Origin of the sequence: Erwinia sp. MYb375, from assembly GCF_037479175.1 — a bacterium.
In the GTDB taxonomy this organism is placed as follows: Bacteria; Pseudomonadota; Gammaproteobacteria; order Enterobacterales; family Enterobacteriaceae; genus Erwinia; species Erwinia rhapontici.
In genome coordinates, this window is sequence record NZ_JBBGZS010000023.1 from 1,430,227 (window position 1) to 1,446,295 (window position 16,069).

Sequence of the window (16,069 nt, forward strand, 5' to 3'; positions counted from 1 at the left end):
ATAGAGGGCGCAATTATAGGGAGTTACCCCTGCTGATGCCAGCAAAAAGCGCCTGCAACTTTTTCAGACTTTCCCGTTAGGCGACAATCAGTTTCATCGTTAAACTGATGGACAGAAAAACAGTAAAAAGGAAACCGTGTGTCCTGGCATATTGTCCATATTTTGACCTATTTTGGCGACAGCATGTTGCTGATCCCCACCGCAGCCATTATGGCGTTACTCCTTCACCGGAAAAGCGACAATAAACGCACCGCCTGGTACTGGTTGCTGGCCTTCTGCACCGCAGGCGCGGTGGTCAGCCTGTCGAAAATCGCCTTCTTGGGGTTTGGTATTGGCAGCGCTCGTTTCAATTTCACCGGTTTCAGTGGCCACAGCGCAATGTCTGCAACCCTCTGGCCGGTGATGCTCTGGCTGTTGGGCGCGCGTCTGCCAACAATCTGGCGTACCGCAGCGATCGCTATCGGCTATCTGATCCCGCTGATGGTCGGCATCTCGCGCCTGGTATTAAATTATCACTCTGTCAGTGAAGTGGTCAGCGGATTGATCCTCGGCTTTACACTGAGCAGCGCCTTCCTGATCGGCCAGCGCCACACCCGCCCGCGCGGATTCTCCCTGTGGCAACTGAGTATTGCCCTGCTGGTGCCGCTGCTGCTGATTGGTCATGGCCGCATCGCCACCACCCAGCAGTTCCTGCAACGCCTGTCCGTGCAGATCGCCGGTATCGATCATGCCTGGACCCGTGAAGAGTTGCTCAAATTGCGCCAGTAATGGCGCAAAACTTCTCCCTGACGCGATATTGCCCCCCTTCAATCGTTCGAATAAGACGATCTTTTGATTGTGCATTTGCCGCTGAATCGTCTATTCCTTATGCTAGCATGGCATTAGTGATTGAGATTACGCCTATATCGGCGCCGCGCTGGATATGTAATGACGACAGAAACGTTACAACAAGTAGCCCTCTCCCGCCCACGTTGGGTCAACGGGCTGCTATTGGGATTACTGAGTTTTGTCGTCACCTTTTTCTGCCTTGAGCTGATAAAAGTCAGCGGACAAATCTCCCCGCTGTGGTTTTCCACCGCCCTGATGACCATCGTGGTGTTCCGCAATCCTTCACGCGATCTGCCCGTCCTTCTGATGAGCTGCGTGCTGGGTGTCACCTGCGCTAACGCCCTGGTGCTGGGCATGTCGTTCTCAAATCTAAAATTCCCCCTGGTTAACCTGCTACAGGCATTGATGGGAGGAATACTGCTTCGCCATCTGCTTGACCGACGTGCGCCGCTCAACTCCCTGTACAGCTGGTGCAAGATGGTCGTTTCCATCGGCCTGTTTACGCCACTGGCAGGCGGGTTGTTAGCCACCTGGATACTGGATATCAACGGCCATGCCTCATTTCGTTTTTTTACCACGTGGACGATTTCCGAGGTGATCGGCATGCTGGCTCTGGGGCCGGTTTGTCTGCTGTGGCAGCCTGATTATGTTCGCCGTCACTTACGCCAGCATGTCTTGTTTGAAACGCTGCTGACTCTGGTCATCACGTTGTCCCTGTGCTGGGTAACGCTGAGCTATGCCCCCTGGCCGTTCACTTTTGTCATTGTGATCTTGTTCTACAGTGCGGTGCGGCTGCCCCGCTTTGAAGCCTTTGTTATCTATCTCGCGACCATTTCCATGATGTCGCTGATGCTGGCGCTTCACCTCATCCCAACGGACAAAACCAGTGCACAACTGCTCTCCTCCATGCCATGGGTGCCTTTCCTGCTGGCGCTGATCCCCAGCCATATGATGACGCTGGTGATGCATTCGTTCCGCGAAGAGCGCAAACATATTTCTGAAAGCGAGACCCGTTTCCGTCACGCAATGGAATATTCAGCCATCGGTATGGCACTGGTCTCCATCCGCGGTCAGTGGATGCAGGCCAATAAAGCCCTGTGCCGACTGCTGGGGTATACGCCCGAGGAACTCTATGCGATGAACTTTCAGCAGTTGACGCATCCAGACGATCTTGATGCAGACCTGGTTCAGTTACGGACCCTGCTGGCAGGGGATATTGAAAGTTACAGCATGGAGAAGCGCTATTTCAGTAAGAGCGGACAGACCCTTTGGGCGCTGCTGGCGGTCTCACTGGTTCGTGATAGTGAGCAGCAGCCGCTCTACTTTATCGCGCAAATTGAAGATATTACCGAGTTAAAAAAAACCGAGAAGGTCAATCAGCAGTTGATGGAACGCATCACCCTGGCGAATGAAGCCGGCGGTATCGGCGTGTGGGAGTGGGACCTGCAAAGCGGAACCATGAACTGGGATAAGCGCATGTTCCAGATCTACCAACTCCCTGTCAATGCGCAGGCAACCTATCTGACCTGGGCAAACAGCCTGCACCCTACCGACCGCGATAGAGCCATCACCGCTTTTGATAATGCGATTAAGAATGCCACCACCGTGGATATTGAATTTCGCATTGAGACCGATATCGGCACCCGCCATATCCGCTCACAGTGCAGTATCGTGCTGGATAAAAAAGGCAACGTCGAACGTATGCTGGGCATCAATCAGGATATGACCGCGCTGCGCCAGTTGACCGATGCGCTCTATGAAGAGAAAGAACGCATGCATATTACCCTCGATGCTATCGGTGAAGCCGTGATCAGCACCGATGAAGAGATGCGCATTATCTTTATGAACCCGGTGGCAGAAAAAATGAGCGGCTGGCTGCAACATCAGGCGTCGGGTCAACACATCAGCAATATTCTGCATATCACTCACGGCAGTAAGGGATCCGAGCGTGAAAATTTGCTGCTGTGCGAATTGCCACAGCAAAAAACCCCCGGCGATCTTGATGCCGAACTGGTGCTGCACAACCGTTCCGGCGAACAGTTCGCCATACATTACAGCCTGTCACCACTGAAAACGTTGACCGGAGAAAATATCGGTAGCGTGATGGTCATTCAGGACGTCAGCGAATCGCGTGCGATGCTGAAACGTCTGAGCTACAGCGCCTCTCACGATATGCTGACTCGCCTTCCCAACCGCGTCAGCTTCGAACATCAGTTAAAACGTCTGATCCTCTCTTCCACCGAGCAACAGCAGCATGTGCTGGTGTTTATCGACCTCGACCGTTTTAAAGCGGTCAACGATACCGCGGGCCATGCTGCGGGTGATGCATTGTTACGTGAAATCTCTGGCGTGATGCAGCAGCATCTGGGCGCAAGCGATTTCCTGGCCCGTCTGGGCGGTGATGAGTTCGGTGCATTATTGCCAGATTGCTCGCTGGAACAGGCCAGTGAGGTGGTCGAACGTATTGTTCACGCCGTGAATGAATATGGCTTCCTGTGGGAGGGCCGCCTGCATCATGTCGGTGCTAGCGCAGGCCTGACGCGTATCAGCCCGTAAAACACCAGCGCCAGTGAACTGATGGCACAGGCCGATCTCGCCTGCTATCACGCCAAAAATAACGGACGCGGCCAACTTTCCATGTATGAAAGCCATCTGCTGAAGCGCCTGAAACCCGTGATGAGCCGCATTGAAAACGAACAAATCATCGCTCAGCAGCCAATGCGTCTGCACGTCTGGGCCGCCGCACCGCCGGGGAAAATTCATGCCACCAGCTTCTATCTGGCGGAGATGCAATTGTTTACCCCGGAGGGACACGAGATTGATGAGGCCAGCTTCCGCACCGGGTTACAGGATGGTGATCTGTTTGTGGCCCTTGACCGTAAACTGATCAAAGAGTTTTTCCAGCATTATGCGCAGGGTGCACTGAGCAAAGGGTTAACGCTGGCGCTACCGGTGTCGGGTTTTGGTTTACGTGATGAGCAGTTTATCAGCGAGACACTGGCACAGTTTGCACGCTATCACGTTCCGGCCAACCTTATCTGGTTCGCGATCAACGCCGATGTCCTGAGCCAGCATGACGTCGTGCTGCACCAGAATATTGCCCGTCTGCGCGCGATGGGAAGCCGCATTGTACTGCGTGATTTTGGCCGTAATCTTGATGCGTTTAACCAGCTACCGGCCGACCAGATCGACTATATGATCCTCGCCAGTGAGCTGGTCGCCAATGTGCACCGCAATCTGATGGACGAAATGATGGTGTCGATCATTCACGGCCACGCCCAGCGCCTGGGGATCAGCACCCTTGCCGGGCCCGTCGAACTGCCGGGCGCGCTGAATACGCTGTCTGGCATTGGGATTGATGTCGTCTGGGGCGAGGTGATTGCGCCACGCCAGCCGCTATCGACACTGCTGCTCAACAGCTACTTTGCGATAAAATAACCCCCTCACCGCCACGCCGATGTTATTGCCAGCTGGGCTGACGCAGACAGGACTCACTGACCCAGCGCCGGACTTGACTGTCCTGCACCGAATCAGTCAACAGCTGTGCGCTGGCCGACATCAACGGACCACAGGGCAATCCTGCCTTGCGCATAACGGCCAGCGTCTCGGGCCCATCTTCATAACGAAACACCGCCAGCATCTGTTGAGGCGATAAGGTCACTCCCTGAGCGATCGCACTGGCCAGCACCTGCTGTAACACGCTGGGTGACTCTTCACGGAAACGCCAGTTGCCACGGGATTCATCAATCAATGTATTGGTCATTGCCCCCTTCCCGTCGCGTGGAGAAGGTTCCTGGTAGTGATCCCAGACGATTAATTTGCTGTTCAGCAGCGCGGTGCGGGTGGCTGGCGGGGCATATTTGATCATCCACGCCATCAGGTTCAGGTGGCGTCCCTCACCATCAGACAACGTTTGTTCCAGCTGTGACGGCTGCTCACGCAGCGCGGCCATCAGCGTCTGTGTGTCCTCATTGAGCGCCAGCAGTGCCAGCCGCCAGAGCCCTTCCGGCGCAGGCAGATACCTCAGTAAGAAGTTCGCACTCTGACCGTTGCCGTCAAAAATCGCACGGGTCAGGTAAGAAGCGGCGCGCTTGTCACGCGGATGGATCCAGTCCGGGCGTGCCGCCAGTAACAAGGCCATGCTGTCATAAAACTGCTGCTGCTCTGCCTCTCCCGCTGGCGGGTCCAGGCGCAGATCGCGCAGCGGGTCGTAATCAAAGGATAATGACTGGATTTGCGCCGGGGTGAGCACCGACAGGAACAGTTTCAGCGCCACCGTATTATGGCTTTCGATGGCATTGCTTAACACGCTATAGCCATTTTCACCTTTATCCAGCGGCGAGAGGCCACGCCGGATAAAGTAGCGCAGCGTCTGTTCCGGATACGCTTTTGCCGCCGCCCGATAGAACAGCTCGCGCGCACTCTCCTCCGAAAGTCTGTCCAGCTGCGAGCGGGCCCCCTGCTCCAGGAGTACCAAATTATGCTGCATCTGCTGTTCGTGGCGTTTCCAGGCCATCGTGCGTTGATTGGAGGGATTAAAATAGAAGGCGGCGGCCAGGACAATAAACAGCAGCCAGCCGGTCACCAGCGCCTGGATGGGCGGTGTGCCGCGGCGCTGCCAGCGCGCCAGAAACAGCGTTAGCCAGGCCACCAGCGTCACCAGCCATTGCAGAATATCGCGGGAAAACTCCACCGTAGACATGCCACCCGGCCAGAGCAACAGTGCGCCAATCAGTATCTGTGGCAGCACCATCGCCAGCAGAACCCAGCGCGGTCGGATATGTTGACTACGGATCAGCAACATCAGCGCAGTGATCCCCAGCATCAATGGCGACAGCATTAACCCCAGCAGTAATATCAGTACAGACCAGTCCATTTATTTCTCCCTGCCCCCGCGGCCAAATGGCAAGGCGGTGATGCCGTGTGAAGGGCGTGATTCTATACAAAGCAGACAGATATACCCAAAATAATTCGAGTCCCCGCGTGGGGCCTCATCTTGCCGCTTGCGCCGTCAGCGCTCTCAAGCTAAAGTCCCCCCTTTTTTCACACTCAGCGGAGGAAACGATGTTTATCGGTTTCGACTACGGTACGGCAAACTGCTCTATTGCCATCATGGAGAACGGCGCACCTAAGCTGCTGCCGTTAGAGCAGAGCTCGCCTTATTTACCCTCAATGCTGTGTGCGCCAACCCGTGATGCGGTCAGCGAATGGCTGTTCCGTCATCACCAGGTACCGACCCCGCAGGCAGAAAACCAGGCGCTGTTACGTCGCGCGCTGGCTTTTAACCGCGAAGAAGATATTGAGGTTCTGCCTGCCAGCGTCAAATTTGGCCTTGCCTCACTGGCACAGTATATGGATGACCCGGAAGACGTGTGGTTTGTGAAATCACCCAAATCTTTCCTCGGAGCCAGTGGGCTAAAACCACAGCAGGTCGCCTTCTTTGAAGACTTGGTGTGCGCCACCATGCTGCATATCCGTCAAACAGCAGAAAGCACCCTGAATGACAGCGTCACCCAGGCGGTGATTGGCCGTCCGGTTAACTTCCAGGGACTGGGCGGCGATGAGGCCAACCAACAGGCTGAAGGCATCCTGGCGCGCGCGGCCAGTCGTGCCGGCTTCCAGGATGTGATCTTCCAGTTTGAACCGGTTGCCGCGGGTCTGGATTTTGAAGCCACGCTGACAAAAGAAACGCGTGTGCTGGTCGTGGATATCGGCGGGGGAACCACCGACTGCTCCATGTTGCTGATGGGACCGCAGTGGCACGATAAAGCCGATCGTGGCGACAGCCTGCTGGGCCACAGTGGCTGCCGCGTCGGCGGTAACGATCTGGATATCATGCTGGCCTTTAAAGAACTGATGCCGCTGCTCGGTCTGGGTGGCGAAACCGTGAAAGGCACCGGACTTCCGGCCCTGCCGTGGTGGAATGCCGTTGCCATCAACGACGTTCCGGCACAGAGCGACTTCTATGCCACGGCATCCCGCAAGCAGTTGCAGGATCTGATCCGTGACGCGGCCGAACCGCAAAAAGTGCAGCGCCTGCTGAAAGTGTGGCAACAGCGTCTGAGCTATCGTCTGGTGCGGGCAGCGGAAGAGAGCAAAATTGCGCTGTCAGATCGTGATGAGGTGATGACGGCCATGCACTTTATTGATGGTGGGCTGGAAACCGAAATCAGTGTGGCGGGCCTTCAGGCGGCGATCAGTCAGCCGCTGGAACGTATCCAGGAACAGGTGACGCTGGCGCTGAACACCAGTGGCACGCGTCCTGACGTGATTTATCTGACGGGTGGCAGCGCCCGCTCGCCAGTACTGCGTGCGGCACTGCAACAGCAGTTACCGGATATTCCGCTGGCAAGCGGAGATGACTTCGGTTCCGTAACGGCGGGGCTGGCGCGCTGGGCGCAGGTGATGTTCCGGTAACGAAACAATCGGGCGAGGCATGCCTCGCCCCTACGGGATACTGTCCCAGGGATTGAGCCTGCCTCGCCCCTGCGCGCTACTGCCGTAGGGATTGATCATGCCTTGCCCCGCGCGTTACTGCCGTAGGGGTGGGGCATGCCCGCCCCCGTGTTCACTGTTGGCAATGATTTAATAACTGCTGACTTCCGACAACAGGCGCAGATCGTCGTCTTTCAGCGTCAACACCGCCGCTTTCGCCAGCTCATCAACCTGTGCCAGTGAGGTGGCGCTGACAATCGGCGCGGTGATCGACGGACGGGCAATCTGCCATGCCAGCGCGACCTGCGCAGGCGAAGCATGATGTGCTTCTGCCACCTGCACCAGCGCATTCACAATCTTCAGACCCCGATCGTTCAGATACTTCTCTACCACGCCCTGACCGCGCGCACTTTTGGCGGCATCCGCTTTACTGCGGTATTTTCCGCTGAGGAAACCGCTGGCCAGCGAATAATAGTTAATCACCCCGAGACCGTGCTCTTTGGCGACCGACTCCAGACCACTCTCATACCCCTGGCGATCGTAGAGGTTATACTCCGGTTGCAGGGTTTCATAACGCGCCAGCCCATTGTCGGCACTGATTTTCAGCGCCTCGCTCAGGCGGTCATCAGAATAATTAGAGGCACCGATGGCACGGACCTTACCTTCTTTAATCAACGCGTCAAATGTCGCCAGTGTCTCCTGCAGTGGCGTATCCGCATCGTCGCGATGCGCCTGATACAGGTCGATATAATCCGTTTGCAGACGCGCCAGCGAGGCGTCTACCGCCTGACGAATATAGGCAGGTGCCAGGCCGGTTTTCCCGTCACCCAGATCCATCCCCACTTTGGTCGCCAGCACAATCTTGTCGCGCTGACCGCTTTTTTTCAGCCAGTTACCGATAATGACTTCCGATTCGCCACCTTTGTTACCCGATGCCCAGCGAGAATACACATCAGCGGTATCAATAAAATACAGCCCTTTCTCCACCAGTGCGTCGAGCAGAGAAAACGAGGTCTTTTCGTCAATGGTCCAGCCAAACACATTGCCGCCAAACGTCAGCACTGGAACCTGAATGCCGGAACGGCCCAGCTGGCGATGTTCTAAAGTACTCATCATGATTCTCCTGATTGGATGTCAATAAAGCAGTCCCTAAGTCTAACAAAGAACCTGGAGCACGCTTGGTTCAATAATGGTAATGAATTTGCGAGAAGTGATTAAAATCATTTCATGCTCACGCGACAGCGTATCGCTAACCCGTTATTCTTAATTCCTTCATTTTTCAGCGGTTGAAGTTCGCTATTCTTTTAAGATTCGGGGCACCTTTTTGTCCCGCCTGGGTATTCACCAGATTTACTGAGAGCAAAAAACATGAAAACACCGCGTCGTTTCCCTGTCATCCCCCTGGTTATCGCTGTTGCGCTGATCGCAGGCGGCGGATACTGGTGGTACAGCCACAGTAGCGCTTCCCAGGCACAGCCTGCCGAAGGCGCAGAGCAATCTCGTGGCAAAGGTCATCGCGGCGGTGGGCGTAACGGCGGTGCGATGGGCGCTGCGATGGCCCCGGTGCAGGCCGCCGACGCCATCCGTCAGAGCGTGCCTCAATATCTTACCGGGCTGGGCACCGTGACGGCGGCAAACACCGTCACACTGCGCAGCCGCGTCGATGGCGACCTTATCGCCCTTCATTTTAATGAAGGCCAGGAAGTGAAAGCCGGGCAACTGCTGGCGGAGATCGACCCGCGTCCCTATCAGGTGGCGCTGATCCAGGCCGAAGGGCAGCTGGCAAAAAGCAACGCCACGCTGGCCAATGCAAAGCGCGACCTGGCACGCTATGAGAAGCTGGCGAAAACCAGCCTGGTCTCACAGCAGGAGCTGGATACCCAGCGTTCGCTGGTCAGTGAAACCCAGGGCACCATCAAAGCCGATGAAGGCAGCGTGGCCAGTGCCCGGCTCAACCTCACCTACAGCCGCGTGACGTCACCGATTGACGGACGCGTGGGCCTGAAGCAGGTCGATATTGGCAACTATGTCAGCAGCGGCGACACCACTGGCATTGTGGTGATCACGCAAACGCATCCCATCGACCTGATTTTCAGCCTGCCGGAAAATGATATTTCCGCCATCCTCAGCGCGCAGAAACAGGGTGCAGTGCCGGTAGAAGCCTGGGATCGCAGCAATAAAACGCTGCTGACCACCGGGGCGCTGCTGAGCCTGGATAACCAGATCGATACCACGACCGGCACCGTCAAGCTAAAAGCGCGTTTCGAGAATCAGGACGACCGCCTGTTCCCCAATCAGTTTGTTAACGCCCGTCTGAAGGTCAGCACCTTGCAGGATGCGATTGTGATCCCGGCAGCCGCGTTGCAAATGGGCAATGAGGGGAGCTTTGTCTGGGTGGTTAACAGCGACAACAAAGTGAGTAAGAAAATCGTCACCATTGAATTCCAGGACAGCGAAAAAGTGGTGATCAAGGCCGGGCTGGAAGCCGGTGAAAAAGTGGTGACAGACGGTATCGATCGTCTGACAGACGGGGCAACGGTGGAAGTGGTCGCCCCGCAGGCCACACCGCTGACATCCGGTAAAACCGCCCAACCGGCGAAGGGAGCCAGCGACTGATGCAGGTCATGCCCCCAACACCAGGCGGTGGTCCATCCCGCCAGTTTATTCTGCGCCCGGTCGCCACCACGCTGCTGATGATCGCTATTTTGCTGGCGGGGATTATCGGCTATCGCGCCCTGCCGGTTTCGGCGCTGCCAGAGGTCGACTATCCGACAATTCAGGTGGTCACGCTGTACCCCGGGGCCAGCCCGGATGTGGTGACATCGGCGATTACCGCGCCGCTGGAACGCCAGTTTGGCCAGATGTCCGGCCTGAAACAGATGGCGTCACAAAGTTCTGGCGGTGCTTCGGTTGTCACCCTTCAGTTCCAACTGACGCTGCCGCTGGATGTGGCCGAGCAGGAAGTGCAGGCCGCGGTCAACGCCGCCACCAATCTGCTGCCCTCCGATCTGCCTAACCCGCCGGTTTACAGCAAGGTCAATCCGGCCGATCCCCCGATCATGACCCTTGCCGTCACCACCACCAGCCTGCCAATGACCCAGGTGGCCGACATGGTGGAAACCCGTGTGGCGCAGAAAATTTCGCAGGTTTCCGGTGTGGGGCTGGTGACGATCTCCGGCGGTCAGCGTCCGGCTGTACGAGTGAAACTGAACGCTCAGGCGCTGGCGGCGATGAATATCACCAGTGAGACGGTGCGTACCGCCATCAGCAATGCCAACGTCAACTCAGCGAAAGGTAGCCTGGATGGCCCGGAACGCTCGATTACGCTCTCGGCCAACGACCAGATCAAAACGGCTGAAGGCTATCGCCAGCTGATTGTCAGTTTCCAGAACGGGGCGCCGGTGCGGCTCGGGGATGTGGCCACCGTAGAGCAAGGGGCCGAAAATAGCTGGCTCGGGGCCTGGGCTAACCGCCAGCCCGCGATTGTGCTGAATATCCAGCGTCAGCCGGGGGCCAATATCATCGCCACCGCCGACAATATTCGTCAAATGCTGCCCGCCCTCACCGCCTCACTGCCCAAGTCCGTAGACGTGAAGCTGCTGACCGACCGAACCACCAATATCCGTGCCTCGGTCCACGATGTGCAGTTTGAACTGCTACTGGCGCTGGCGCTGGTGGTGATGATTATTTATCTGTTCCTGCGCAACGTCGCGGCGACCATTATTCCCGCCGTGGCGGTGCCACTCTCTCTGGTAGGCACCTTTGCGGTGATGTATTTCTTTGGTTTTTCGGTCAACAACCTGACGCTGATGGCGCTGACGATCGCCACCGGCTTCGTGGTTGATGATGCCATTGTGGTGATCGAAAACATTTCACGCTATATCGAGAAAGGGGAAAAACCGCTGACGGCAGCGCTGAAAGGGGCGGGTGAAATTGGCTTTACCATTATTTCCCTGACCTTCTCGCTGATTGCGGTGCTGATCCCGCTGCTGTTTATGGGGGATATCGTTGGCCGCCTGTTCCGCGAATTTGCCATTACCCTGGCGGTAGCGATCCTTATCTCGGCCATTGTGTCGCTGACACTGACGCCGATGATGTGCGCACGCATGTTAAGCGTTGAGTCTCTGCGCAAACAGAACCGTTTTTCACGTGCCAGTGAAGCCCTGTTCGAACGGATTATTGCCCGCTATGGCCGCCTGTTGCAGAAGGTTCTGAAACATCAGTGGCTGACACTCGGTGTCGCCTTCGGCACCATGGCGCTGACCGTCCTACTGTGGCTGGTGATCCCCAAGGGCTTCTTCCCGCTGCAGGATAACGGCATTATTCAGGGAACCCTCCAAGCTCCGCAGTCGGTCTCCTACAGCAATATGGCGCAGCGCCAGCAGGAAGTGGCTTCGGTGATCATGAAGGACCCGGCGGTACAAAGCCTGACCTCCTTCGTGGGGGTGGACGGCACCAACGCCGCACTCAACAGCGGCAGGCTGCAAATCAACCTGAAACCGCTGGATGAACGTGATGACCGCATCCCGGTGGTGATGGCCCGTCTGCAACAGCAGACTGCGAAAATCCCCGGCATTAACCTCTGGCTGCAACCGGTGCAAGACCTGACCATTGATACCCAGGCCAGCCGCACGCAGTATCAGTTTACCCTGCAGGCCGGATCGCTGGACTCACTGAGCCTTTGGGTACCGAAGTTACAGGCCAGGCTGGCCACACTGCCTGAACTCAAAGAAGTGAGCAGCGACTGGCAGGACCAGGGACTGGAAGCGTATATCCGCGTTGACCGTGACAGCGCCAGCCGCCTGGGCATCTCACTGGCCGATGTGGATAACGCGCTGTATAACGCCTTTGGCCAGCGACTGATATCGACCATTTATACCCAGGCTAATCAGTACCGCGTGGTGCTGGAGCATGACACGGCGGCCACGCCAGGCCTGGCAGCGCTGCAATCCATTCGCCTGAACAGTACCGATGGCGGCAGCGTGCCACTCAGCGCGATTGCCAGCGTAGAGCAGCGTCATGGTGCGTTGAGCATCAATCACCTCGACCAGTTCCCGTCCACCACCTTCTCGTTTAACGTCAGCGATGGCTATTCGCTGGAGCAGGCGGTGAATGCCATTACCCAGGCGGAAAAAGATCTCTCGATGCCGTCAGAAATCATGACGCAGTTCCAGGGCAGCACCCTCGCCTTCCAGGCCGCGCTCTCCAGTACCGTATGGCTGATTGTGGCGGCGGTTGTCGCAATGTATATCGTGCTTGGCGTGCTGTATGAGAGCCTGATCCACCCGGTAACCATTCTTTCCACACTGCCAACGGCGGGAGTCGGTGCGCTGCTGGCACTGTTGCTGAGCGGTAGCGAGCTGGATGTGATTGCCATCATTGGTATTATTCTGCTGATTGGCATCGTCAAAAAGAACGCCATCATGATGATCGATTTCGCACTGGCGGCAGAGCGTGAACAGGGCATGACGCCGTATGAGGCCATCTACCAGGCATGTCTGCTGCGTTTCCGTCCGATTCTGATGACTACTTTGGCCGCCCTGTTTGGTGCCCTGCCGCTGATGCTGAGTACCGGGGTCGGTGCGGAACTGCGTCGTCCATTGGGAACCGCGATGGTGGGTGGACTGATTGTCAGCCAGGTGCTGACGCTGTTTACCACGCCGGTGATCTACCTGCTGTTTGATCGTCTGTCGCGCGCGACCCGCCGCCTGGCACGCCGGGAGGCAGAGTGAAATTTTTCGCCCTGTTTATTCATCGTCCGATCGCCACCAGCCTGCTGACCGTGGCGATCCTGCTGGCCGGGATCCTCGGTTTCCGTCTGTTGCCGGTCTCTCCGCTGCCACAGGTCGATTTCCCGGTGATCATGGTCAGCGCATCGCTGCCTGGCGCCTCGCCAGAAACCATGGCGTCCTCCGTTGCAACGCCGCTGGAACGCGCGCTGGGCCGGGTGGCCGGCATCACTGAAATGACCTCCACCAGTTCGCTTGGCAGCACGCGGATTATCCTGGTATTTGATTTCGAACGCGATATCAACGGCGCGGCACGCGATGTGCAGGGGGCAATCAACGCCGCCCAGAGCCTGCTGCCGACCGGGATGCCCAGCCGGCCGACCTACCGCAAAGCGAACCCGTCCGACGCGCCGATTATGATCATGACGCTGACCTCAGACAGCTGGTCCCCGGGTCAGTTGTATGACTACGCCTCGACACAGCTGGCGCAGAAACTGTCACAAATCGACGGGGTGGGTGATGTCACTATCGGCGGCAGTTCACTGCCTGCGGTGCGTGTTGCACTCAATCCACAAGCCTTGTTCCATCAGGGCGTATCGCTGGACGCGGTACGAACGGCCATTGCCAGCGCCAACGTGCGTAAACCTCAGGGTGCCGTTGAAGATCTTCACCAACGCTGGTGGCTGAAAACCAACGATGAACTGCAAACCGCCGCCGAATACCAGCCGTTAGTGGTGCATTACAACAACGGTGCCGCAGTCCGCTTGCAGGACGTCGCCACGGTAACCGACTCGGTCGAAGATGTGCGCAACGCCGGGATGTCAAACGCCCGCCCGGCGATCCTGGTGCTGATCCGAAAAGCACCGGAAGCCAATATCATTGATACCGTTGATCGGATTCGGGGAAAAATCCCTGAGCTGAGCCAGATTATTCCTGCCTCGATTCAGCTGGAGGTGGCGCAGGACCGTTCTCCGACCATTCGTGCTTCACTGCACGAGGTGGAACAGTCGCTGGCGATCTCCGTGGGTCTGGTGATCCTGGTGGTGTTTGCCTTCCTGCGCTCCGGCCGTGCCACGCTGATCCCGGCAGTGGCCGTGCCGGTGTCGCTGATCGGCACTTTTGCCGCGATGTATCTCTGTGGCTTCAGTCTGAACAACCTGTCGCTAATGGCGCTGACGGTAGCGACCGGTTTTGTCGTCGACGATGCCATTGTGGTGCTGGAGAATATCTCACGCCATGTTGAGGCTGGCATGAAGCCGCTTCAGGCGTCGTTGCAGGGGGTACGCGAGGTCGGGTTCACCGTGGTGTCGATGAGTATCTCGCTGGTGGCGGTGTTTATTCCACTGCTGATGCTCGGCGGCATTATTGGCCGTTTTTTCAGAGAATTTGCCGTCACACTCTCGGTGGCCATCGCCATCTCCCTCGTGATATCCATTACCCTGACGCCGATGATGTGTGCCTGGCTGCTACGTAATAAACCCCAACATGAGCAGCCGCGCATTCGCGGTTTTGGCCGCGTGCTGCTGGCGGTACAACAGGGCTATGGCCGCACTCTGCAACGGGTGATGGACCATGCGCGCTGGACGCTGCTGGTGTTTCTCGCCACCATCGGGCTGACCCTTTATCTGTACGTCTCCATTCCTAAAACCTTTATGCCGGAGCAGGACACCGGGAGGTTGATGGGCTTTATTCAGGCCGACCAGAGCATCTCGTTCCAGTCGATGCGCGGCAAGCTGGAAGACTTTATGCGTATCGTCCACGCCGATCCGGCCGTCGAAAGTGTGGTGGGCTTTACCGGAGGTTCTCGCACCAATAGCGGCTCGATGTTTATCTCACTGAAGCCGCTCAGTGAGCGCAGCGAAAACGCCCAACAGGTGATCGCCCGGCTGCGCGGCAAGCTGGCAAAAGAACCGGGTGCCAACCTGTTTCTGATGGCGGTGCAGGATATTCGCGTCGGCGGGCGCGAGTCCAATGCCGGATATCAGTACACGCTGCTCTCAGACAGCCTGGATGATTTGCGTGAGTGGGAGCCTAAAATCCGCCGCGCCTTTGCCGCCCTGCCCGAGCTGGCCGATGTGAACTCCGATCAGGAAGATAAAGGGGCTGAGATGGCGCTGACCTACGATCGCGCCAGTATGGCGCGGCTCGGCATTGATGTCGCCGATGTTAATAACCTGCTGAATAACGCCTTCGGCCAGCGGCAGATTTCCACTATTTATCAGCCGCTGAATCAGTACAAAGTGGTGATGGAGGTCGATCCGCGCTACACCCAGGATATCAGCGCCCTTAACCAGATGTATGTGATTAACAGTGAGGGGAAATCCATCCCGCTCTCCTGGTTTGCAAAATGGCAGCCGGCGAACTCACCGCTGTCGGTGAATCATCAGGGGCTGTCCGCCGCCTCCACCGTCTCGTTTAACCTGCCCGAAGGGGTATCGCTGTCGCAGGCCTCAGCGGCCATCGACCGCAGCGTCACCTCGCTGGGTGTGCCATCCAGCGTGCGCGGCAGTTTTTCCGGCACGGCGGCGGTGTTTGAGCAAACCCAAAGCAGCCAGCTGTGGCTGATTGTGGCGGCGATTGCCACCGTGTATATCGTGCTGGGGATCCTGTATGAGAGCTACGTTCATCCCCTGACTATCCTTTCCACCCTGCCGTCAGCGGGGGTCGGCGCCTTGCTGGCGCTGGAGCTGTTTAGTGCCCCGTTCAGCCTGATCGCGCTGATCGGCATCCTGTTGCTGATCGGCATCGTGAAGAAAAACGCGATTATGATGGTCGACTTCGCGCTGGACGCCCAGCGCAACGGTGGGATGACGGCGCGCGATGCGATATTCCAGGCCAGTCTGCTGCGCTTCCGCCCGATTATGATGACCACCCTGGCTGCGCTGTTCGGTGCGCTGCCGCTGGTGCTGACCAGCGGTGACGGTGCCGAACTGCGCCAGCCACTGGGGATCACTATCGTCGGCGGGCTGGTGATGAGCCAGTTGCTGACGCTGTACACGACGCCAGTGGTCTATCTGTACATGGACAAACTGCGGCGTAAACCGCGCTTTGATGCCGTCACCGGGGAAAGCTGATGC

Annotated in this window: 7 protein-coding genes and 1 pseudogene; 6 read left to right on the forward strand and 2 right to left on the reverse strand. The window is 57.3% G+C overall.

The window, feature by feature from the left end:
- Positions 1–138: 138 nt before the first annotated feature.
- Together WH279_RS19505 and WH279_RS19510 are read left to right on the forward strand one after the other, a co-directional pair.
- Positions 139–768, forward strand: a complete 630-nt coding sequence (locus WH279_RS19505; protein WP_339458103.1) for a phosphatase PAP2 family protein — start codon at positions 139–141, stop codon at positions 766–768.
- 159 nt (positions 769–927) lie between these two features.
- Positions 928–4,266: pseudogene (locus WH279_RS19510) on the forward strand (diguanylate cyclase).
- Positions 4,267–4,288: 22 nt separating this feature from the next.
- Here the strand turns inward: WH279_RS19510 and WH279_RS19515 are convergent.
- Positions 4,289–5,704 (reverse strand): hypothetical protein, encoded by a 1,416-nt coding sequence (locus WH279_RS19515; protein WP_339458104.1) that lies wholly within the window; start codon positions 5,702–5,704, stop codon positions 4,289–4,291.
- Between the two features lie 188 nt (positions 5,705–5,892).
- On the opposite strand from WH279_RS19515, the gene yegD reads away from it, so the two are divergent.
- The gene (gene yegD, locus WH279_RS19520) at positions 5,893–7,245 is read left to right on the forward strand and encodes a molecular chaperone (RefSeq protein WP_200643556.1); all 1,353 of its coding nucleotides are present in this window, start codon (positions 5,893–5,895) and stop codon (positions 7,243–7,245) included.
- Between the two features lie 168 nt (positions 7,246–7,413).
- Here yegD and WH279_RS19525 read toward each other — a convergent pair whose 3' ends face one another.
- On the reverse strand, positions 7,414–8,376 hold the full coding sequence (locus WH279_RS19525; RefSeq protein ID WP_339458798.1) for an aldo/keto reductase: 963 nt from the start codon (positions 8,374–8,376) through the stop codon (positions 7,414–7,416).
- Between the two features lie 255 nt (positions 8,377–8,631).
- Between WH279_RS19525 and WH279_RS19530 the strand changes: the two genes are divergently transcribed.
- Genes WH279_RS19530 through mdtC form a run of 3 tightly spaced genes read left to right on the forward strand, consistent with a single transcriptional unit; the run spans position 8,632 to position 16,066 of the window.
- Positions 8,632–9,879 carry an MdtA/MuxA family multidrug efflux RND transporter periplasmic adaptor subunit gene (locus WH279_RS19530; protein WP_133841516.1) on the forward strand — a complete coding sequence of 416 codons (1,248 nt, stop codon included), beginning with the start codon at positions 8,632–8,634 and terminating at the stop codon, positions 9,877–9,879.
- Positions 9,879–12,995, forward strand: a complete 3,117-nt coding sequence (locus tag WH279_RS19535) for an MdtB/MuxB family multidrug efflux RND transporter permease subunit (RefSeq protein WP_339458105.1) — start codon at positions 9,879–9,881, stop codon at positions 12,993–12,995. Before WH279_RS19530 ends, WH279_RS19535 begins: the two co-directional genes overlap by 1 nt.
- On the forward strand, positions 12,992–16,066 hold the full coding sequence (mdtC, locus tag WH279_RS19540; RefSeq protein WP_339458106.1) for a multidrug efflux RND transporter permease subunit MdtC: 3,075 nt from the start codon (positions 12,992–12,994) through the stop codon (positions 16,064–16,066). Before WH279_RS19535 ends, mdtC begins: the two co-directional genes overlap by 4 nt.
- Positions 16,067–16,069 lie beyond the last annotated feature (3 nt).

Excerpts from the sequence above, each read along its gene's own strand:
- WH279_RS19515 (WP_339458104.1), bottom strand. The coding sequence starts at position 5,704 with ATGGACTGGTCTGTACTGATATTACTGCTGGGGTTAATGCTGTCGCCA.
- yegD (WP_200643556.1), top strand. The coding sequence starts at position 5,893 with ATGTTTATCGGTTTCGACTACGGTACGGCAAACTGCTCTATTGCCATC.
- WH279_RS19525 (WP_339458798.1), bottom strand. The coding sequence starts at position 8,376 with ATGAGTACTTTAGAACATCGCCAGCTGGGCCGTTCCGGCATTCAGGTT.
- WH279_RS19530 (WP_133841516.1), top strand. The coding sequence starts at position 8,632 with ATGAAAACACCGCGTCGTTTCCCTGTCATCCCCCTGGTTATCGCTGTT.
- WH279_RS19535 (WP_339458105.1), top strand. The coding sequence starts at position 9,879 with ATGCAGGTCATGCCCCCAACACCAGGCGGTGGTCCATCCCGCCAGTTT.